Below are 20877 nucleotides of genomic sequence, written 5' to 3'. Positions count from 1 at the left end.
GAACGATCTATGCGAACGCGACTTCTCACCCTGATCGATCAACTCGGGTTCGGATCACCACCCGAGGCGGCCGCGCCGACCGGACCGTCGGCGGTGCGCGTCGCCGCCAGCGCTGTCGTCTCGCTCACTGGGCTCGGGTTGCTCGTGCCGAATCTGTTCCCGCTTTTGGACGGCGGCGGCCCGCTGGCGGTCGTGCTCGGCGTCGTCGGAACGCTCGTCTCGATCGGCCTGATCGCCATCGGCGGCCTCCTGTACGTCAGCGGGTTCAGCGACCGCAACGCGGCCCGCATCGCGGTCTGGAACCTCCTCGGCGTCGTCGTCCTCGGGAGCGTGATGATCGCACACGCGTACGCGCAGAACCGACTGTCCGGCGGAATCGCGCCGTCGATGTTCACCGTCGGCAATCTGCTGGCGATCGGCGCGGCGGCACACGTCATCATCGGCGTCTACGACGCCCGCCGGGTGCGTGCGGAACAACTCGCCCGCGAGCGGCGGCGGACGGCGGTGCTGAACCGCGTGCTTCGACACAACCTCCGCAACGAGGCGCAGGTGCTCACGGGGCACGCCGATATCGTCGCCACCGTCCCGGACGACGACCAGATCCGGCAGTCTGCGGCCGTCTTAAAGCGCAGCGCCGACACCGTCGGGAGCCTCGCCGACGGCGCGAAGACGATCACGCGGGAGCGCGACCGCGGTCCCGAGGAGTACGACGCGACCGATCCGACGGCCGTGTTCGAAGACGCCGTCGCACACGCCCGGGACCGATTCACCGAGACCGACTTCGCGTTCGACGCGCCCGACGACCTCGACGGGACTGTGCGCGCCAGTGACGGGCTCCGGACGGCGCTCGACGAACTGCTCGAAAACGCCGCCGAACACGGCGGCTCACCGGTCGAAGGGTCGGTTCGCATCCTTCCCGACGTGGTCGAGCTTTCGGTCACCGATCACGGATCGGGCATCCCCGAACACGAGCGAAAAGTCGTCGCGGGGGACGTGGACATCACCCAGTTGACGCACGGCAGCGGGCTCGGACTCTGGGTCGCGAAGACGGTCGCAGACACCCACGGCGGGTCGCTGTCGTTCACCGAGACCGACGACGCGACGACGGTGACGCTGTCGCTGCCGCGAGCGGCCTGATATTCTCTTCGGGGCTCCCGTCTGCTTCTCCGCCTCGCGTATCGTGCGCCGGGTTGGGACGCCGGCAATGCGTGCCATCGACGAAGGCTTATATCGGTCCGGAGGTTGACCTTGGAGTATGCGTACGGGAACGACCTCACGATCCCGAGCCGTCGATGCGAGACCGGACCGTTGTGCCGTCTCTCACCGCACATCGGCTCGTGAGGAACTGAACCTCTCGGGAGTGATCTGTCTATGACGTCTGCGCTGAACTCCGAGTCCGAAGCCGACGCCGAATCCGACGACCGGACGCGGTCGCAGTCGTGTGGTTCGCGCGGCGATTCGGACGTCGACACCGGCGCCGACGGACAGCCACAGCCGCACACGATCCGGCTCGAACTCCCCGACCAGCCGGGACAGCTTCTCGCCGCGCTGGAGCCCATCTCCGACAACGGCGGGAACCTCCTGTCGATCTTCCACGAGCGCGGGAACGTCACGCCGCGCGGCCGCATCCCGGTCGAAGTCGACGTCGAGGCCACGCCGGACCGCTTCGACGCCATCGTCTCGGCGCTCCGCGACGGGGGCGTCAACGTGGTGCAGGCGGGCGCCGAACACTACGCCGAGGAGGTCGTCGTGCTGCTCGTCGGCCACTTGGTCGATACGGACCTCTCGGATACGCTCCGCCGGATCGAACAGTGCCCCGCGGCCTCGATCGCGGACTTCTCGCTGAACGCACCCGAGGGCCGGACCGATACGTCGAGCGCGCGCCTCCGGATAGCGACGCGCGCCGGCGCGACCGCCGAGGCATTGGAGATGGTCTCCGACATCGCCGAGGAGAAAGAACTGCACGTCGTCGAACCCCTCACGGGAGGTGCGGCATGAGCGACGGAAAGCGACTCGCCGTCGTTGGCGCGGGCGCGGTCGGCGGTTCCGTCGTCGACCTCGCCGCGGAGTACGGCCACACCGTCGTCGCCTTCGCAGACTCCTCGTCGGCGGCCGTCGCCGGCGACGATTCCGGGATCGACGCGGCTGCGGCCCTCGACCGCAAGGCTGACGAGGGAACCGTCGGCGACGCCGACCCCGACGACGCGTTGCACGCCGACTACGACGTCCTCGTCGAGGCGACGCCGACGACGCTCGGCGACGCCGAACCGGGCTTCTCGCACCTGCAGACCGCACTGGAGCGCGACCGTCACGTCGTGCTCGCGAACAAAGGCCCCGTCGCCGAACGCTACGGCGACGTCCGCGACCTGGAGCGAAACAGCGCGGGACAGGTCCGATTCGAGGCGACCGTCGGCGGCGCGATTCCGATCGTCTCGACGGTCGAGGACCTCTCGCCGTCGCACGTCACCGCCGCGCGCGGCATCCTCAACGGGACGGCGAACTTCATCCTCTCGCGGATGGCCGCCGAGGGCATCGACTACGAGCACGTCCTCGCGGAGGCCCAGGACCTCGGCGTCGCCGAGGCGGACCCGACGTTCGACGTCGAGGGGACCGACGCCGCGCTGAAGTGCGTCATCCTCGCGAACGTCCTCTCGGAGGGCGAACAGGAGTTCACGCTCTCGGACGCCGACGTCGAGGGTATCACGAACGTACCGGGCAGCGCGCTCGAACTCGCCGCCGAGGACGGACGGACGATCCGCCTCGTCGGTGAGGCGACGCGCGATGGCATCCGCGTGGGCCCGCGCCTGGTCCCGCAGAACGCCGCGCTCGCGGTGACGGGCACGCGGAACATCGTGCAACTGGAGACGACGCACGCCGGGCAACTGAACCTCAGCGGCCGCGGTGCGGGCGGTCCCGAGACCGCTTCGGCGGTGCTCGGCGACGTCGGACGACTCGAATAACGGGGGGTCGGACCACCTCGGGGTCGCTCGAAATGCCGTGGTAGATGCTCCCACAAACCGCGATACTCCGGCGTTTCGGCCGTCTACGTATCGAAATGGTTTTAGGGCTTTCTGGCCAAAGTCGTCGGTACAGAGCGCCTTAGCGCGTGACCCACCTATGAGTGACAAACCGCACCAGAACCTGGCCATCATTGGCCACGTCGACCACGGTAAGAGTACGCTGGTCGGGCGACTCCTGTTCGAGACAGGATCCGTCCCCGAGCACGTAATCGAGCAGCACCGAGAGGAAGCCGAAGAGAAGGGTAAAGGCGGATTCGAGTTCGCCTACGTGATGGACAACCTCGCCGAAGAGCGCGAGCGTGGTGTCACCATCGACATCGCCCACCAGGAATTCGACACCGACGAGTACTACTTCACCATCGTCGACTGTCCGGGCCACCGCGACTTCGTGAAGAACATGATCACGGGCGCGTCCCAGGCAGACAACGCGGTCCTCGTCGTCGCCGCAGACGACGGCGTCGCGCCGCAGACCCGTGAGCACGTCTTCCTCGCCCGCACCCTGGGCATCAACGAGCTCATCATCGGCGTCAACAAGATGGACCTCGTCGACTACAGCGAGGACTCCTACAAGGAGGTCCAAGAGGAAGTCAACCAGCTCCTCAAGCAGGTCCAGTTCAACTCCGACGACGCGCTGTACATCCCGATCTCCGCGTTCGAGGGCGACAACGTCGCCGAAGCGTCGGAGAACACGTCGTGGTACGACGGCCCCACCCTGCTGGAAGCACTGAACAACCTGCCGGAGCCGCAGCCGCCGACGGACGCGCCGCTGCGCCTGCCGATCCAGGACGTCTACACGATCTCGGGCATCGGTACGGTCCCGGTCGGACGTGTCGAGACGGGTACCATCAGCCCCGGCGACAACGTCTCCTTCCAGCCGTCGGACGTCGGCGGCGAAGTCAAGACCGTCGAGATGCACCACGAAGAAGTGCCGCAGGCCGGCCCCGGTGACAACGTCGGGTTCAACGTCCGCGGCATCGGCAAGGACGACATCCGTCGCGGTGACGTCTGTGGTCCCGCAGACGACCCGCCGTCGGTCGCCGAGACCTTCAAGGCCCAGATCGTCGTGATGCAGCACCCCTCGGTCATCACCGCGGGTTACACGCCGGTCTTCCACGCCCACACGGCACAGGTCGCGTGTACGATCGAATCGATCGATCAGAAGCTCGACCCCGCCTCGGGCGAGGTCGCAGAAGAGAACCCCGACTTCATCCAGTCCGGCGACGCTGCTGTCGTGACCGTGCGACCGCAGAAGCCGCTCAGCATCGAGCCGTCGGGCGAGATCCCGGAACTCGGGTCCTTCGCAGTCCGTGACATGGGTCAGACCATCGCGGCCGGCAAGGTCCTCGAGGTCAACGAGCGATAGATGCAGCAGGCACGCGTCCGCCTCGCCGGGACCAGCCCGGACGACCTTGACGACATCTGCGACGACGTTCGCGAGATCGCGAGCAAGACGGGGGTCAACCTCAGCGGACCGATCCCGCTGCCGACGAAGACGCTCGAAGTGCCCGCACGGAAGTCCCCGGACGGTGAGGGGACCGCTACCTGGGAGCACTGGGAGATGCGCGTCCACAAGCGTCTCATCGACATCGACGCCGACGAACGCGCGCTCCGGCAGCTGATGCGGATTCAGGTGCCCAACGACGTCAGCATCGAGATCGTCCTCGAAGACTGAGGACGGTCGGACTGCGTCCGACTGCACGACGCCCCCCTTCCGGCCCGCGCGGTCTCACGACTGCACCGGGTGACGGCGCTAAGGCGTCGGCGTCACCACCGTGACGTCTCTTTCGGTGGTGTGATAGCGCGTCTCGCGCGGCGAGCGAAACAGAAGGTACAAATGATCCGCTGTCTTCGAACGTAATGCGGGCTCGTAGATCAGGGGTAGATCGCTTCCTTCGCAAGGAAGAGGCCCGGGGTTCAAATCCCCGCGAGTCCACTCGACTCACTTCGTTCGTCTCGTTCCCTCGCTTGGTCCCGTTCGCTATCGCTCACGGGACCCCCGCGAGTCCACTCACTCCGTTCGTTCTCTCGCTTCCCCCCCTTCGCTCGCGGGGACCCCGCAAGTCCACTCCAACTCTTTCGACGCAACCCAAGGAGTTGTAACTCCGTCAGTCGTCCGACGAGCCGCTCATATTGCGTGATGTAGTGTCTATCCGAACGAATTTCCGAAGCCGCAGTTGACTCTCCCCGAACGAAAAATAGCCTTTGTGGGGAGTGAAGCGCGGCGGCGTCGCCGTCAGTCGTCGCCAACGACCGCTTCAGTGGGGGCCCCGCGCGTGAAGGACCCGGTCAGATGCACGCCGCCGTCGCTGTCGACTGTGATTTCACAGTCCGCGTGCTCGAACGAGATCTCGCCGTCGGACATCGAATCTACGAGCTCGTTCAGCGCGTCCGGGTCGACGGACTCGTACAGCGGCGGCAACGTCGCAGGATCGGTATCGGTCGCCTCGGCCACGGCTCGGATTACCCGCTCGGAGACGGTCCGCATCGTTTCAACCATATGCTAACTAAAGACAACTAAAACATAAACATTCGTCAGACAAGTATAATATTATCTATGTGTACGAGCGACCGACGCCGCACACAGTGTGTCATAGTCGGGGAAATCCCGCGGGAGATCTGCGGGACCACCTGCGCTACCGATCCGCGCCGGGCTGTCGTCCGCGCGCGGGGAGGTCACATCTCCACTTTCGCGCTCTGGAGATACCGCCGCGCCGTGCGCTTTGCCTCGCTCCCTTCGCGGACCAGCGTCGGTTCCGTGACCGCCTCGGAGAACCGGTCGGGGTCCGGCGTAACTCGCGCTAACATCTCGGAGAACTCCGATTCGTGTCGCCCGCCGGCGGAGACGATGCCGCCGTATTTGCGCTCCGAGAAGGGCGCTTCGTCGGGACTAGGGAACTCATCGCGGATGATCTGTGCGGTCTTGCGGAGATATTCGGCGGCCTGCTTCTGTTCGTACTGGCTCTCGTTGAAGTACTGCTGGGAGTACGTTTCGTCGGCGTCGACGGTCGTGTGCTCCGGCGACTCGAAGGGAATCGACTCCGTCGTCGTGTAGTCGTCGGTGAATCGGAGATTGACCGTGAAACTATCCGGATAGCGCAGGATGAGCGGGAAAAACAGCATCTCCGAGATGGTCGAACGCTGTTGGATCCGCCACAGACCTTCGGTGTAGTACGCGGTGAGGCGCCCGATTCGGTCGTTGCGCTCGCCTCTGAGGTACTCGCGGGCGACCGACTCGTAGTTCTCGCCAGCGAGATGGCGGAGTCGTCCCTCGAACGTTTTGGCGACGCGCTGTACCTCCTCCTCGTACGCGTCCGCCACCGAGACGGCAGGGTCGGCGAGCAACTCCGCCTTCCGCTCGCGACCCTCGGCGATGGTCTGCATATTGCCGTGGAACATCCTCTCGGCGTCCTCGTCCGGGAGCGGCGTTCTCACTGCGTAACCCCGCAACACCCCTGCCCCTCCATCGGCCCGAGGTTCCAGCTTCACCATACGGCCAACGATATGCGTCAAATACATAATAAATCTGGGATTGCGAGTATCTGTGGTCGCCACGGCGCGTCGGACACACGCTGGTTCGTGTCTCGCCCGACTGGTGGCTCCGTACATACTTACGTCTCACACGCCTACGGCCGCGCGACAGGATGGTCTCGGAGGCAGAGATCGAACGGTTACGGCGAGAAGCCGACACGATTCTCACGCGAATCCAGGCGGTCGAGGAGACACTCGCACGGGCGCGTGAGAACCCGGGCGACCACTGGGACGACGGTGAACTCACGACGACGCTTGCGACGCCCCAGGGAGAGCCCATCGACGTCAGTTTAGACTTCGATGCCGACGCGGCGGAGAACGCCCAGCTCCGCTACGAGAGAGCCGCTGAACTGGAAGCTGAACTCGAACGGCAGCGCGCCGTCGTGGGGCAACTCGCACCGCTGCCGGCCGATCCGGTCGCGTACCTCGTCTGCTATCATCTCGACACCGTCGAAGGCAACTATCCGCGGTCGATGGCGGGACACCTCGACGCCGAACGGAACCACGTCGAAGACCTCTGTTCGGAGATGGAAACGGCTGGCCTCCTCGAACGCGTGGAGTCGGGCACGGTCAAACAGCGACGTGTGAAGGCGAAGCAGGCCGACGAAGTCCGCCAGCATCACACCTACTACCGGCTTTCACGCGAGGGCGATCACCTCCTCCGATTCCTCTCGGAGCGCGAGGGGAAACTGAACGTGCTCCGGCACCTCCAGGACGGCCAGCGCATCGCGAAGCGACTCGCACGCGGCGGCCCCGACTACCCCCGAATGACGGCAGAAGAACTCGAGATGGACTTCGAGTACGTCCGTCACCTCTATCGGGCGCTGCAGCGCGTCGGCCTCGTGACGACCTACGAGGGCAGCACAATCAAAGGGAGCGAACGGAAACTGAAACCGAAATCAGAGACGCACCGCAAACACACCTACTACGTGACGACGCCAGTCGCAGAGCAGTTGCTCCGAGACCTCGACGACTGATAGCGATTACTCTCACTGTGTACCGCCGAGCGCCACTCCCGGTGGCGATGGTCGGCGGTAAGAGACGAGAGTAATCATTATGAAGCGCGGCGGTGTGTCCCGGCGTTCCGAGGAGAACAGAACGGTGAGCGTCTGCGCCGGCGCCGCTCTCAGTCTGGCGTGGGACCGACTACCGTGACTGGCACGTCGGCCTCGAGGATCACCTGCTGGGCGACGCTGCCGAAGATCGCTTTTCCGGCGGGCGAGCGCTGTCGCGATCCCATCGCGACGTGGTCGACCTCGAACTCCGCGACGATGTCGAGGATACCCTCAGCGGGTGGGTGACGTGCCTCTACGAGTTCGACCGCGATCCCACGCTCTTCGAGAGTGTCGCGGACGAGTTTCACCGTATCCACGCGCTCGACGTTCCGGAGTTCCTCCGGTGCGTCGGTCTCCGCGCTAGTCAGCGTGTGCGTTACGACGACGCTGATGTCGCTATCGGCTGCCGGGAGTCCAGCGACGAACGCGGCCTGTGCACGGGCACGGTCTTCGTCGTCGTCGACGGGAAGGAGTATGCGGTACATCTTAGCCTCCGAGATAGAGCCGGCCGACCTCCTCGTCGTTGAGGAGTTCGGTGCCGGTGCCGGTGAACTTGATCTCGCCGCTCGCGAGCACGAACCCGCGGTCGGCGACCGAGAGGCCCTTCTCGGCGTTCTGTTCGACCAGGAGAATCGTCGTCCCGAGGTCGTTGAGCTGTTGGATCCGGTCGAAGACGTCGTCGATGAAGCGCGGTTCGAGCCCGATCGAGGGCTCGTCGAGCATCATCACTTCGGGGTCGACCATCAGCGCACGTGCCAACTCGAGCAGGCGGCGCTGCCCGCCCGAGAGCGTGCCGGCCTTCTGTCCGCGGATGTCGCCCAGGACGGGGAACTCGTCGTACAACTCCTCGGCGCGCTTTTCGGCGCGCTCGTCGTCGTTGAAGATGTACCCGCCCATCAGCATATTCTCGTGGACGCTCATTCCGGGGAAGACGCTCGCCTCTTGAAGGACGTAGCTCATCCCGTTGGCGAGGTTCTCCTGGGGCGAGCGCCCGGTGATGTCCTCGTCGCGGAGCGTGATGGTCCCGTCTTTCACGTCGGCGAAGCCGTAGATGCTCTTCATCAGCGTCGACTTTCCCGAGCCGTTCGGCCCGATGAGACAGGCGATCTGTCCGTCTTCGACGGCGATGTTCACGTCGTGCAGGACGGTCGTGTTGCCGTAGCCCGCGACGACGTTGTTCATCTCCAAGAGCGGATCGGACGTGGACCGTGGGTCCGCGTCGGACGTCGTTGCCACAATCACTCCCTCCCGAGATACGCGTTGAGGACGCGCTGATCGTTCTGAATCTCTTCGGGCGTGCCCTCGGCGATGCGCTCGCCGTGGGCGAGGACGTAGATGCGGTCGGCGATTTCCATAACGAAGTCCATATTGTGTTCGATGAGGAAGATCGTCGCCTCCTCGTCTTCGTTGGCCGTTCGGATGTACTCGATGAGGTTCTCCAGCATCGAGGGGTTGATTCCCCCGGCCGGCTCGTCCATCAACAGCAGATCCGGTTCGGCCATCAACTCCATCGCGAATTCGATGAGTTTCTGCTGGCCGAAGCTCAGCCGGCCCGCGCGGGTCTCCGCGAGGCCGCCGAGGTCGACGTAGTCCAGCAGTTCTTCCGTTCGTTCGATGAGCGTGTCGTCGGGCCGGCGCAGGAGACTCCCGACGTTGGCACCGCCCTCCTGGGCGGCCAACAACAGGTTCTTCCGGACGGTCATATCGCCGAAGATCCGGGTTTCCTGGAACATCCGGCCGAGCCCGGCCCGGGCGATCTTGTACTCGGGCCAGTCGGTGACGTCCTGCCCTTGGAGGTAGACGCGACCCTCGTCGGCGCTGAGCGTCCCCGTGATACAGTTGAACAGCGTGGACTTGCCAGCGCCGTTCGGGCCGATGAGGCCGACGATTTCGCCCTTCTGTACTTCGACGTCGACGTCGTCGACGGCGGTGAGGCCGCCGAAGCGCTTCGTGACGCCGTCGGTTCGGAGCACCGCGCGGTCGCTGTCGGTCGCGGCCGCGGCAGTGCGCGCGTCGGGCTCTGTCGTCTCACTCATCGGCCGTCACCTCCGTATCCTCGCCGCTGTCGACGGCGGCCATCCCGCCGCGCTCGTAGTACGCCATCTCGCTGGCGTACTCCCGGAGCGTGCCGACCACGCCCTCGGGGAAGCCGATCACCGTCACGATGACCGCGCCGCCGAGCAACACGAGCTGCCAGCCGACGAACGCCGTCTCGACGAACTCGATGAGTGTATGGAGACCGAAGGCGCCGATGACCGGTCCGGCGACGGTGCCGGAGCCACCGATGAGCGCCATCGCAATGAGTTCGACGTTCCACGCGCTGTTGTAGGCGGTTTGTGGGTTGATGAAAGTGTTGAACAGACTGTAGGTACCGCCCGCGACGCCGGTGAACAGCGCGGCTAGCATCCACGCGGCGGTCTTGTAATAGGTCGTGTTGAACCCCATCGCGGTCGCTTTCTCCTCGTCGTCGCGGATGGCGTTCAGGATGAAGCCGAACCGCGTGTTCGAGAGGTAGTAGATGAGCGCCATCTCGGCGATGAGCACGCCGAAGAACAGGTAGTAAAACACTGTTCCCGAGGGGACCTGCAGCAGGATCTTCCCGCTGGCCCCGCCCGTGATGTCGAGGTTCCGCGAGATCTGCTGGGCGGCCAGGAGGACGCCGAGCGTCGCGATGGCGAAGTAGTGCCCGCGCAGTCTGAGGACGGCGGCGCCGATGAGCGCCGCGAACACAACGGCCAACAGTCCGGCGGCGACCAACGCGACCGGGAACGCGACGGCGAAGTCCTTGACGAGGATCGCCGTCGCGTACGCGCCGATCCCGAAGAAGGCCATATTCCCGAAACTCGGGTAGCCGGTCTGGCCGCCGACGAGGTCCCACGAGAGCGCCAGGATCGCGAACAGGTACATCTCGGAGACGACCGTCATATAGTAGCCCTGTTCGAGGCCGAGCAGGGGCGGAAGCGCCCCGACGACGGCCCCGAGAGCCAGCAGTTTCCAGCCGTTTTCGCCACAGAAATCGAAGACGCGGTCGACCTGATCTGGGGGGAGTACCGTCCGGAGCAGTCCGGTACTGTCCTCGGATTCGCTCGTGCTCATTGTTCAGCCCCCTCGCCGAACAGGCCGTTCGGCTTGACCACCAGGAGGACGATGAGCAGCGTGAAACTCACTGCGAGCGTCCACTGCGAGGAGACGAACCCCGCGGTCAGTTCCTCGACCGAGCCGAGTAGCAGTCCGCCGACGAGCGCGCCGGGGATGGAGCCGACGCCGCCGAACACGACGATGACGAAGCTCTTGAGTGTGTAGATGAGGCCCATCTGTGGCTGAATGTTGAGGATCGTCGCGATGAACGCGCCGACGCCGCCTGCGATGGCCGACGACACCCCGAACGTGACCGCACGGGTGTGTTCGACGTCGATGCCGACCAGCGCGGCGGCCTCGGGATTCTGGGAGACGGCCCGAATCGCCCGGCCTGTCCGCGTCCGCTGCAAGAACGCGTAGAGTGCGACAGTCAGGAGGATCGCGCCGACGAACGCGATCAGTTTCATCTTCGGGATGACGAGTCCGGCGACGATCAGCGATGGATCGGCGAACGACACCTGGATCGAACGGGGGTTCGCCGACCACGCCTGGATCGCCAACTGCTGGATCGCGATGCTGATGCCGAAGGTGACCAGAAGCGTCAGGAAGATGTCGGTCCCGATGACGCGAGAGACGAGCGTCCGCTGGAGCGCATAGCCCACGACGTACAGCACGCCGACCGCGGCCGGAATCGTCGCCAAGAACAGCGCTGGCGACCCTTCGGCGTTTCCGGTAATGAGGCTCAACACCCAATAGGAGGTGTAGCCGCCGAGCATCACCATCTCGCCGTGCGCGAGGTTGATGATGTCGACGACCCCCCAGATGAGTGCGAAACCGACGGCTACCGCCGCGAATAGCGCGCCGACGAGCAGGCCGTTGACGACGAACTGCGTTACTGCCATCGGTCTCAGCGCTCACTCCAGTCGGGCATCGGGTAGATGGGGTCCGATTGGGCGACGTTCTCGGGGTAGGTGATCTGGAGGCCCGGATCGGGCTGCCACTGGTAGACGAGCATATTCTTGTTGATGACGCCGGTGTCATCGAAGGACACCGTGCCGTACACCGTCGAGAACTCCGCCTGCCGGATGTGGTCGCGGACCGCTGTCGGCGTGACTTCGCTAACGTTCTCGAACGCGTCGACGAACGTCATAATGACTGCCTCGCCGGCCGCGCTGTGGTAGTCCGGCGTGTAGTCGTAGTTCTCCTCGATGGCGGAGACGAAGTCGCCGGTCGCTCCGTACACCGGGTCCTCGAAGTCGGCGTTGACCGCCCACGAGGAGGGGCCGTACATGTAGTCGCCGTTCGCACCGACCTCGTTTTTGAACGACTCGTTGAGGCTGCCGACCGTCCCCATCGCGGCGTCGACGTTGACGCCCTGGCTCTCCATCTGGTTCGCCAGGATGATGTTGTGCTTCTGGTGGGCACAGAGGAGCAGCACGTCCGCGCCGGCGTCGCGCACCCGACCGAGGTTCGTCGAGAGGTCCGACGTCCCCGAGGGGAACGTCTGGTCGACGACCAGTTCGAGGTCGGTCTGTTCGATCTTGTTCCGCGCGCCCTCGGCGGTGGACTGGCTGAACGTGCCGTCCTCGGCGAGGATGGCGATTGACTCCGGCGTCTCGTCCTGCGCGAGGCACATATCGATGTAGCTCTTCGCGTACTTGTTGGCCGTCGGCAGGAGGCCGAAGATCCACTCGTTGCCCTGCGCGAAGATCTCGGGGCTCGCACCGCCGCCCTCGACCATCGGCTTCTGATTCTGCGCGGCGACTGCGCTCGCCGGGAGCGTCACCGTACTGGAGTACGGGCCGAGCAGGTAATCGACGTTCTCGCGGTCGATGAGCTCCTGATAGATGCTTTTCGAGGTGGAGGCGTCGGTCCCGTCGTCCCGGAGGATCATCTCCAGTTCGTAGGTGTTGCCGTCGCCCGCCTCGACGCCGCCGTTGTCGTTGATGCGCTGAATCGTCAGTTCGTAAGCGTCCTTGTACAGTTGGCCCAGGTCGGCGTTGTCGCCGGTGAGACTCATCGAACCGCCGAGCGTGATGGTGTCCATCCCGCTGTCGGCGCTCCCGGTCGTGCCGCCGTCGGTCGACTCGCCCCCATCGGTCGATCCGCCGCTATCGGTCGACTCGCCGTCGCCGTTGCCGCCGCCGGAACAGCCCGCGAGGCCGGCGAGCCCGACTGCACCTGTGCTTCCCGCAACTCGTAGGAACGTCCGTCGATTCTGTTTGTCTGCCATAGTTACTCTGGCAAGCGCGTATCAACGATACACGCTCTGTACTGGCCATAGTCTATCACGGTAATAAATGTTAATGGTTGATCCGGAGGACTACGTACGCCACTCTATGCGACTATAGGTCACTGGTAGGCTGTCTCCCGTCCGCCGGTGCGGGCCGTCGCTCGTCCGTCGGTACGTATCGAGCGCCCCGGGGACCGCCTCCGCGTCGGTCTCACTCGGAGGCGATCACCAGAGGACGATCGGCCAGACGAAAGTGAATAGTACGACGACGAGCACCGTGAGCACGAGCGTCATCAGCGCGTTCAGGATCACGCCGGCGCGGATCATATCGCGCTGTTCGAGGTGCCCGCTCCCGAAGACGATCGCGTTGGGCGGCGTCGCCACGGGGAGCGCGAACGCGAAACTCGCAGCGATCGCGCCGGTGACGGTGAGGAAGATGGCGGCCGGCACGGGATCGACCCCCAGCGTCCCCGCGAGCACGCTCCCGAGTCCGATGAGGATCGGCGCCAGGATCGTCGTCGTCGCCGTGTTCGAGGTGAGTTCGGTCGCCAGCACCGCGAAGACGATCACGACGACGATCACGAGCACGAGCGGTGCTCCCACGACGGTCTCGAAAAGCGACTGTGCGAGCCACGCGGTGGCGTCGGTGTCGGCCAACGCGTCGGCCAGCGAGATCCCACCGCCGAACAGGACGATCGTTCCCCAGTCGATGTCGACGAGGTTCTCCCAGTCGTCCGCGTCGCTCACCACGAGTGCGGGGATCGCCAAGAGCCCGACGACGACGAAGTAGAGGATCCCGCGGTGGCCCTCCAGGCCGAACAGGTTCGGTCCCGCACCGCCGAACAGCGTCACCTGCCACGCTGGGGGGAGAATCCCCTCGAAGAGGAAGCCGAGCCCACCGAGGATCCACAGCGCCGCCGTCGCGGCGAAGATGTACGTCGCCCGCCGGGCCCGCGGCGAGAGTGGCCCCTCCTCTGCGAGGAAGTCGCCAGCCTGCGCCTGCGCTTCGGTCACGTCGTCGATCTCCGGCGGATACAGCCAGAACGTCAACACGTACCAGGTCAGTGGCAGCGTCACGACGACGATCGGGAGCCCCACGACCAGCCACTGTACGAACGAGATCTCGACGCCGACGAGGCGATCCAAGAACGCGACCGCGACGACGTTCGGCGGCGTGCCGATGAGCGTGCCGACCCCGCCGACGCTGGCGGCGTAAGCCGTCCCCAGCAGGGTCGCGACCCGCATATTCGACACCCCTCCGTCGGCTTCACGGCCGACGACCCGCGCGAGGACGCCGAGCGCGACCGGCGTCATCATCGCCGTCGTCGCGGTGTTCGAGACCCACATCGACAGGAACGCCGTCGAGAGCATGATCGTCAGGATGAGCAGTCGCGGGGAGCGTCCCATCCAGTTGATCAGATACAGCGCCAGCCGTCGGTCGATGTTGTGCGTCTGCAACGCTTTCGCCAGCATAAAGCCCGCAATGAACAGGAAGATGAGCGGATCGGCGAAGCCCGACAGCGCCGTCTCCATCTGGTCGTAGATCCCGAAGATCGTCAACACGACCGGGATGAGCAGTGCCGTCACTGCGAGCGGGAGCGCCTTCGTCACCCACAGAATCGCCGCGAGCGCCATCGTCGCGAGCGCCAGTTGCGCGGCCTTGTCGAGTCCCGCGGGTGTCGGTGCCGTGGCGATGAGCGCGGTCGCGACGACCGCGACGAGAATCGCGATGGCGCGCCGTCGTCCCGACGCCTGTGCGCTCCACAGCATCAGAAGTTCACCACCAACACCTCGATCTGCTGGTCGGTCAGGTTCGCGCGGTAGGTGTCGAACAACTGTTCGAGGCGGTCATCGGAGAGACTCCGCGTATCGCTTTCCAGCATCGAAATGTGTGCCTGCATAATGTCGTCGACCTCGGTTTCGACGTCCCGCTGGCTATATCCTGCCGCAACCCGGAGGAGGCGCCACGCCATCGGCGAAATCTCGCGAACGTCTACGTCGTCTCCACCGGCTCCCATCTGTCGATACTGGTAGCCTCTCACGAACTTACATAATTGTTCGTTTTAACTTCGGGGCGGGGCCGTCCTCCGCGTACGGGGCTTCTCCGTCGCAGCCATCTCCGACGGGCCCCTACGGCCGTCCGACCTGCTGACGGCGTAGCCAGAGGTAATACCCGCCCGCCGGAACCGAGAGCAGCCAGACAAGCGGCACGAGCACGTTGCAGAGGTGGACGACGGCCACGGCTCCCCACACGCGCCGGTCGGGTGCCCACGCGACGTCGCTCTCGCGGATCCGCCGCGTGTCGAGGAACAGCGAGAGGCTGAACACCGGGATGAGTACCGCGGACGCGACCAGCGAGAATACGACGGCGAACGGGAGGAACACGCCCACTGTTGGGATCGTCTCGTAGACGAACCGTGCGTTCTCCGGCATCCCCATCACTGCGACCAAGACCGGTGTTGCCACGACGACGACGAGGAATGCCGCGACCGTGAGCGCGACGCCGTAGTACCACCGCGAGATTCGTTCAGGCGCTTCGCGTGCGTCGTCTGATCCTGCCTTGTCGCGAACGCGGTCGTCTTCGTACCACCCATCGCCGCTGTAGACGTCCCGTGCGGCACCGCTCCCGGCGTCGCTGGAGCGGAACCGGCGCAGGAGGTACGCGCTCGCGACGAACACCAGAAGCGGCGAGTCTGCGAGTACCAGCCCGACGATCGGGACCGCGATCCCGAGTCCGCCCCAGATTCGAGGCCGCGGAACCCACGTTTCGGCACTCCGTGCGACCGCTCGCGCATCGAAGTACAGCGCGATCGCGAATACGGGAATCGACAGTTGACTCACGACGACGAGGACACCGGCGAGGAGTCCGAGGGTCGTCGCCGATCCACTCGACTCGGGTGTCAAGACGAGACCGAGCCATCCGACGACTTCGAGTACTGGAGGGAGGGCGACGCCGACCCACCAATCTGAGTCGACCATACTCCGCGTGACGGCGCCACTGTCAGAACCCTTTCGGTCGCAGCGGTGCTCGAATGACGAAAGCTACCGCTCAATGTCCGTTCTCGGGCGGGAGCGCTGTGTGACTACAGCGCCGCCGCTATTTGCGTGGCGTCGAACAAAAAACCGCTCGACGTGGGACGGTTAGGTGACGGTCACGCGACGTTGAAGCCCTTGTCGCGGAGGAAATCCTCGACGCGACCGGTGTGGTTCCCCTGGAGTTCGATGGAACCGTCCTCGACTGTGCCACCGCAGGCGAACTTCGACTTCAGATCCGAGGACAGACTGTCCATATCTACGTCCTTGGGGTCGAACCCTTCGATGACCGTTACCTCTTTTCCGTAGCGGCGCTCGTCGATGCGGATGGTGATCTCCTGGGACTCTTTTGCGACGTCTTCGCAGACGCAAAGCTCCTCAGGGAGTCCGCACGTCGAGCAGACTTCCGACATTACAAATCGAACCTACAGGATGGGGATATTAAACAGTATCGGGAATCCGTCCCGAGTGCACAGCCACCGAGGTCCGAGGAGGTGCGACTCTGCTCCGCTGCCGACATCAGCACGCACGACACGTTCACTGGAACCACCGGAGGAGCGGCGTCGACGAACGGACCAGTCGGTCGACAGTCGAGACCGCTTCGTCGGCCTCGGCCGCACTGACACCGTCGCCGTAGCGTGCGCGCTCGTAGTACTCGCCGACGCGCCGTGCGTCTTCGAACTGCTCCGTCAACGGCACCGACTGCAGGTACGACCGCGGCGTCTCGCCCCGGCGACGCGGGCGGTACTCGCGTTCGAGCACGCCTTCGAGACGACGGTACGCCCGAGCGACGTCGGCCTCTGGGTCGCGCCGCCGCTGGTACTGGATCGCGAGCAACCGCACGGTCCGATCCGCTGCACCGGTTCGGTGCGCGCCGGCTGTGAGGCCGACGAGCGCGACGGCTCCGACGAGGAGCGTCCGTCCCGACGGTAGGTTCGGCACCGGGATCCCGCCGCCGATCGGCGCCGACGACGTGTCGGTCGCGTCCGCAGTGGCCGCCGATGTCGCGCTCGCGGGCGTCGTCGCCGTCACCCCCGCCGGCGTCGATCCGCCGGGGGCGCCAGACACGGCGGGCGTCTGGTTCTCGATGCCCGCCCCCGGCGGCGGCGTCACCGTCTCGTTCGGGCCCGGTAGGTCGATGTTCTCCTCTTCGTTCTGTCGTGCCTCGGTGAGGCGCGTGTTCTCCGCCGTCTCGCGCGGCCCCGACGGCGTGGGGTCGAACCGGACCCAGCCGACGTCGGGGAAGTACACCTCGACCCAGGCGTGGGAGTTGAGCCCGCGGACGACGTAGCTGTCGTTCCCGACGTTCTCTCCCGGCGTGTAGCCGGTGACGAACCGTGCGGGGACGCCCTGGGAACGCAGCATCACGACCATCGTCGTCGCGTAGTAGGTGCAGTAGCCGGCGTCCATCTCGAACAGGAACGTGTCCGCCGCATCGCCCGACGGCGCGGGGACGCTGAGGGAGTACTCCTTGCTGGATTCGAGGTGGGCTTCGATCGCGACGGCCTTCGCGTAGGGCGTCTCCGCGTCGCCGGCGACGGATTCGGCCCGCTCACGGACTCGCTGGGTCGTGCTCTCGGGCAACTGGAGGTACGCTTCGGTCACCCTGTCGGGATAGTCCGTCCCCGCTCGCCGGAGTCGCTCGCTCGTCGCGTTCGGGACTCTGCTCGTGACCGTGAACGTCTCGCCGGCCTGGAGCGTCCCGCCCGGCCGCACGTTCCCCTGTGGCGTCACGAGCGCGCTCGACCTCACCGGGCCGTCGAGATCGACCGGTCGCCACGCCGCCGGCAGGATCGAGATCGGATCCTCGGCCGTGACGGTCTGTTCGAGTCGACGGGACGGTCCCGGCGGTCCCCGGAGGCGACCGTCGTACGGCCGTTCGTTCCCGGTTCGGACCCACCCGCTGCCGGTGTAGCGGTCGTATGCGGCCGTCTGCCAGTACTCCGCGCGCGGGCTATCGACGGTGAACCGGACCGACGGCGAGAGCCGGATACTCCCGACGATTTCGACGCTGTCGTCGGCGTCGACGAGGCTCGCTTCGACCGTCGGCGCGCCGCGGTCCGGGAGGATCGGCGATCCCGCTGCGCCGGGGACGACCGACAGCGTCGAGGCGGCGACGATCATCGCCGCGAGAAGGACCGTCAGCACGTCCGCCTGCCCGACGGCGGTCCCGTGGCGGTCGAACGTGGACGCCGCGAGCAGTCCCGTCGCGCCCACGACGCCGACGAGCGTCGCAACGCCCTCCGCGTCGCCGGTGAGAACGACCAATCCGAGCGCGACGCCGCCGGCGACCGCCGCGGAGACGTAGCGCTTCCGGACCGTGAGGTACCACGAGAGAAAGACGGGGCCGGGCACGACGGCCATCGCCCACACGCCTGCGCCGACGAGTCGCAGGACCGAGAGCCCGGTCAAAAGCGCGACCGTGTCGCTGAGGGCGCGCTCGGGCGTCAACAACTGGATCTGGCTCTGTGGGAGCGTGAACAGATACACCGCTAGACCGAGGCCGAGCAAGAGCGAGGTGACGACGAACGCGACGCGCACACCGACGAAGCGACCGACGAGGACGGCGAACGCGATCGTCCCAGCCACGACGACGGCGAATTCGGTGCTCCCGCCGACGACGTCGGTGACGCGCCAGAGGACGCCCGCGTACGACCACGTCAGCGCCAGGAGGCTCACGACGGCGAGCGCACGGCTGCCGTCGATATCGCTTACGAATCCCGCGGTCTCGATCCCGTCGGACCTGTCGCTCCGGCCTGACTGCGACCCACCAAGCGACGGCGCGTCGCGGCCGACGCCCGAACTCATCCGGTGACCTCCTGTGCGGTGGGGGCCGCTGTGTCTCCGGCCCCGGTCGTCAACTCCTCGAAGCGATGTTCACGCCCGTCGAATCTGATCGACGCCGACTCCCCGTCGGCGACGACGACGACGTCGGACTCCCGCGTCGGTACCGGGCCCGCCCCGGCGACAGCGAGGTGATCGAGCAGCGGTCTGGTCGTTCCGGGTGTCGCCTCGACACATCCCGACGGCGTCGTGAGTGCCACCGACGCCCCGTCGCGGAGCAGCGACAGACAGACCGTCGCCGCCGCCTCGGCCATCGTGTCGGCCGCATCGTCCGCTGTGTCTGCCGCTTCCCCCACAGCAGTCGTCGATTTGCTCGCCGTCGTGTGTTCCCTGTCGGCTCCACGGCTGGACTCGATGCCGGCGACGACGCGCACCTGATCGGGGTCCGCCTCGGCAGTGAACTCCCGAACCATCAGATTGCCGCGCTTCGCCGAGGACTTCCAGTGGACGTCGCGGAGCGCGTCGCCGCGTACGTACTCGCGCAGGTCGTCGAACTCCTCGCGACGGTTCGCGCGCGGCGATTGCGTCAGCGTCCGCAGGTCGGCCTGCACCCCCTCAGAGAGGACGCCGACGGCGGGAAAGACGACGAGTCCGTCCCGCTCGTCGACCGTCGTCGTGCGTTTGAGCAGTCCCAGGACGTCGGTTACGACGACGCTCACCGGGCCGAGTTCGTGCTCGCCGCGCCGCTGTGGCGTGATCTCGTAGGTGACGTCCGCGTCGGTCGCTCCGGCGACGACAGCCTCGTGTGTCGCGGTCGACGCACCGCCGGCGTCGCCGCTCGATACCGCTTGCGCCCCTCCGCTCGCGCCGCTATCGATGCTAGGGGGGAGTCGATCCCGGACCGTCGCCGGGTACGACGAGGGAGCGTCGAGCGTCACCTCGACCGTTCCGGTCACGCCCGGAACGTCGGCGGGCGGGAGCGTCCGCTGGACCTCCGGCGTCGGCGCGCGCCAGACCTGGACGGCGGCGGCGACGAGCGCGAGTGCGCCGGGGATCACGACCGCGTCGAGCGCGCGCGCCCCGAAGAGCGCCCCGAGCGCGAGCGCGCCGAGCACCACGATGCCGACCGTGTAGCCGCGTCGTGTCGGTCGCATACTACTCGACGGCGACGTCTTCGAGCGCGCGTTCGACCACCGTCGCGCCGTCGACTTCCGTGTCCGTCCGGACGCGATGGCTCAACACGGTCGGCGCTTCCAGCTGGACGTCGTCGGGCGTGACGTAGCCGCGGCCCTCGAAGACCGCGCGGGCCTGTGACGCGCGGACGAGCGCGAGCGCCCCGCGTGGGCTCGCACCGAGGCGAGCGTGCTCCCGCGTGTAGCCCGCCAGCCGAGAGACGTACGCGCGCACGGGCTCGCGGACCGTCGCCTTCGAGACGGTCTCACGCGCGCGCCGGACGTCTTCGACGGTCGCGACCGGCGCCAGGGACTCGATCGGATGCTCGCCCGTCAGGCGGCCGAGTAACTCGGTCTCCTCGGCTTCGGTGGGGTACCCGAGTCGGATCTTCTTCGTGAAGCGGTCGATCTCGGCGACCGGGAGTTCGTAGGTCCGTCCGGGTTCGACGTCGTTCTGGGTCGCGATGACGGTGAACGGGTCCGGGACGGGGTAGGTCTCCCCGTCGACGGTCACCTGCTGTTCCGCCATCACTTCCAGGAGCGCCGCCTGCGTCTTCGGCGGCGCGCGGTTGATCTCGTCGCCGAGGACGACGTTCGCGAACACCGGTCCCGGCTGAAACTCGAACTCGCGCGTCTTCTCGTTGAACACGCTCACACCGGTCACGTCGGAGGGCAGGAGATCGGGCGTGAACTGCACGCGCTTGAACGAGCAGTCGAGCGAGGTCGCCACCGCGCGCGCCAGCATCGTCTTTCCGACGCCCGGCACGTCTTCTAAGAGGAGGTTGCCGCGGGCGAACAGCGCGACGAGGATGTGTTCGATCGCGTCGCGGTGGCCGACGATGACGCGCTCGACGTTGTCGACGATACGTGTGGTCAGTTCAGCCGCCTCGTCGACGGCGAGCGGGGTAACCGAATCTGCGTCCGGAGTCGACTCGGGAAGGGCGTCTACGTCGGTCATTGTGTGGGGGCAGAGA

21 protein-coding genes and 1 tRNA gene are annotated in these 20877 nt (G+C 66.2%); 7 read left to right on the top strand and 15 right to left on the bottom strand.

All coding sequences use genetic code 11. The features are described from left to right. From RBH22_RS10285 to RBH22_RS10260, 6 genes are all read left to right on the top strand, one after another. A partial coding sequence (locus RBH22_RS10285; RefSeq protein WP_306677411.1) for a HAMP domain-containing sensor histidine kinase occupies nucleotides 1-1137 on the top strand: 1137 nt, incomplete at its 5' end. 234 nt (nucleotides 1138-1371) lie between these two features. Beyond that, entirely contained in the window at nucleotides 1372-1998 is a 627-nt protein-coding gene (locus RBH22_RS10280; RefSeq protein WP_306677410.1) for an amino acid-binding protein, read from the top strand. Further along, nucleotides 1995-2960, top strand: coding sequence for a homoserine dehydrogenase (locus RBH22_RS10275; RefSeq protein WP_306677409.1), 966 nt, complete (start codon nucleotides 1995-1997; stop codon nucleotides 2958-2960). Before RBH22_RS10280 ends, RBH22_RS10275 begins: the two co-directional genes overlap by 4 nt. Nucleotides 2961-3117: 157 nt before the next feature. Then, nucleotides 3118-4383, top strand: coding sequence for a translation elongation factor EF-1 subunit alpha (gene tuf, locus RBH22_RS10270; protein WP_121568523.1), 1266 nt, complete (start codon nucleotides 3118-3120; stop codon nucleotides 4381-4383). Then, a complete protein-coding gene (gene rpsJ / locus RBH22_RS10265; RefSeq protein WP_121568522.1) occupies nucleotides 4384-4692 on the top strand; it encodes a 30S ribosomal protein S10 in 309 nt (102 codons plus the stop codon). Between the two features lie 189 nt (nucleotides 4693-4881). Further along, nucleotides 4882-4953 (top strand) — tRNA-Ala (locus tag RBH22_RS10260). A gap of 300 nt (nucleotides 4954-5253) precedes the next feature. Here the strand turns inward: RBH22_RS10260 and RBH22_RS10255 are convergent. Further along, complete coding sequence (locus tag RBH22_RS10255) at nucleotides 5254-5517, bottom strand: HalOD1 output domain-containing protein (RefSeq protein ID WP_306677408.1); 264 nt, start codon at nucleotides 5515-5517, stop codon at nucleotides 5254-5256. A 176-nt stretch (nucleotides 5518-5693) separates the two neighbouring features. Then, nucleotides 5694-6509 carry a hypothetical protein gene (locus RBH22_RS10250; RefSeq protein ID WP_343218156.1) on the bottom strand — a complete coding sequence of 272 codons (816 nt, stop codon included), beginning with the start codon at nucleotides 6507-6509 and terminating at the stop codon, nucleotides 5694-5696. Nucleotides 6510-6661: 152 nt separating this feature from the next. On the opposite strand from RBH22_RS10250, the gene RBH22_RS10245 reads away from it, so the two are divergent. Then, nucleotides 6662-7525, top strand: coding sequence for a DUF2250 domain-containing protein (locus tag RBH22_RS10245; protein ID WP_256545911.1), 864 nt, complete (start codon nucleotides 6662-6664; stop codon nucleotides 7523-7525). A gap of 149 nt (nucleotides 7526-7674) precedes the next feature. Here RBH22_RS10245 and RBH22_RS10240 read toward each other — a convergent pair whose 3' ends face one another. The 13 genes from RBH22_RS10240 to RBH22_RS10180 all read right to left on the bottom strand — a co-directional run bounded on the left by RBH22_RS10240 (nucleotide 7675) and on the right by RBH22_RS10180 (nucleotide 20861). Beyond that, nucleotides 7675-8088 carry a universal stress protein gene (locus RBH22_RS10240; RefSeq protein ID WP_306677407.1) on the bottom strand — a complete coding sequence of 138 codons (414 nt, stop codon included), beginning with the start codon at nucleotides 8086-8088 and terminating at the stop codon, nucleotides 7675-7677. Nucleotide 8089: 1 nt separating this feature from the next. Next, nucleotides 8090-8839 carry an ABC transporter ATP-binding protein gene (locus tag RBH22_RS10235; RefSeq protein WP_306677406.1) on the bottom strand — a complete coding sequence of 250 codons (750 nt, stop codon included), beginning with the start codon at nucleotides 8837-8839 and terminating at the stop codon, nucleotides 8090-8092. A gap of 2 nt (nucleotides 8840-8841) precedes the next feature. After that, nucleotides 8842-9639, bottom strand: a complete 798-nt coding sequence (locus tag RBH22_RS10230; protein WP_256288813.1) for an ABC transporter ATP-binding protein — start codon at nucleotides 9637-9639, stop codon at nucleotides 8842-8844. Next, nucleotides 9632-10699 (bottom strand): branched-chain amino acid ABC transporter permease, encoded by a 1068-nt coding sequence (locus tag RBH22_RS10225; RefSeq protein WP_306677405.1) that lies wholly within the window; start codon nucleotides 10697-10699, stop codon nucleotides 9632-9634. The genes RBH22_RS10230 and RBH22_RS10225 overlap by 8 nt, the downstream gene beginning before the upstream one ends. After that, nucleotides 10696-11583 (bottom strand): branched-chain amino acid ABC transporter permease, encoded by an 888-nt coding sequence (locus RBH22_RS10220; RefSeq protein WP_306677404.1) that lies wholly within the window; start codon nucleotides 11581-11583, stop codon nucleotides 10696-10698. Before RBH22_RS10220 ends, RBH22_RS10225 begins: the two co-directional genes overlap by 4 nt. A 5-nt stretch (nucleotides 11584-11588) precedes the next feature. Further along, nucleotides 11589-12914 carry an amino acid ABC transporter substrate-binding protein gene (locus RBH22_RS10215; RefSeq protein ID WP_306677403.1) on the bottom strand — a complete coding sequence of 442 codons (1326 nt, stop codon included), beginning with the start codon at nucleotides 12912-12914 and terminating at the stop codon, nucleotides 11589-11591. A gap of 225 nt (nucleotides 12915-13139) precedes the next feature. Further along, nucleotides 13140-14684: a DASS family sodium-coupled anion symporter gene (locus tag RBH22_RS10210; RefSeq protein ID WP_306677402.1), complete on the bottom strand. Its 1545-nt coding sequence runs from the start codon at nucleotides 14682-14684 to the stop codon at nucleotides 13140-13142. Next, nucleotides 14684-14932, bottom strand: a complete 249-nt coding sequence (locus tag RBH22_RS10205) for a helix-turn-helix transcriptional regulator (RefSeq protein ID WP_115821740.1) — start codon at nucleotides 14930-14932, stop codon at nucleotides 14684-14686. Before RBH22_RS10205 ends, RBH22_RS10210 begins: the two co-directional genes overlap by 1 nt. A 112-nt stretch (nucleotides 14933-15044) precedes the next feature. Further along, nucleotides 15045-15893 carry a hypothetical protein gene (locus RBH22_RS10200; RefSeq protein WP_306677401.1) on the bottom strand — a complete coding sequence of 283 codons (849 nt, stop codon included), beginning with the start codon at nucleotides 15891-15893 and terminating at the stop codon, nucleotides 15045-15047. Between the two features lie 173 nt (nucleotides 15894-16066). Next, nucleotides 16067-16360, bottom strand: coding sequence for a stress response translation initiation inhibitor YciH (yciH, locus tag RBH22_RS10195; RefSeq protein ID WP_049985144.1), 294 nt, complete (start codon nucleotides 16358-16360; stop codon nucleotides 16067-16069). 124 nt (nucleotides 16361-16484) lie between these two features. Further along, nucleotides 16485-18755 (bottom strand): transglutaminaseTgpA domain-containing protein, encoded by a 2271-nt coding sequence (locus tag RBH22_RS10190; RefSeq protein WP_306677400.1) that lies wholly within the window; start codon nucleotides 18753-18755, stop codon nucleotides 16485-16487. Next, complete coding sequence (locus RBH22_RS10185) at nucleotides 18752-19885, bottom strand: DUF58 domain-containing protein (RefSeq protein ID WP_306677399.1); 1134 nt, start codon at nucleotides 19883-19885, stop codon at nucleotides 18752-18754. The genes RBH22_RS10190 and RBH22_RS10185 overlap by 4 nt, the downstream gene beginning before the upstream one ends. Before the next feature lies 1 nt (nucleotide 19886). After that, a complete protein-coding gene (locus RBH22_RS10180; protein ID WP_306677398.1) occupies nucleotides 19887-20861 on the bottom strand; it encodes an AAA family ATPase in 975 nt (324 codons plus the stop codon). Nucleotides 20862-20877: the final 16 nt, after the last annotated feature.

Origin of the sequence: Halobellus sp. H-GB7 (assembly GCF_030848585.1) — an archaeon.
GTDB lineage: Archaea > Halobacteriota > Halobacteria > Halobacteriales > Haloferacaceae > Haloquadratum > Haloquadratum inordinatus.
This window is presented reverse-complemented; position numbering and strand designations above follow the sequence as displayed.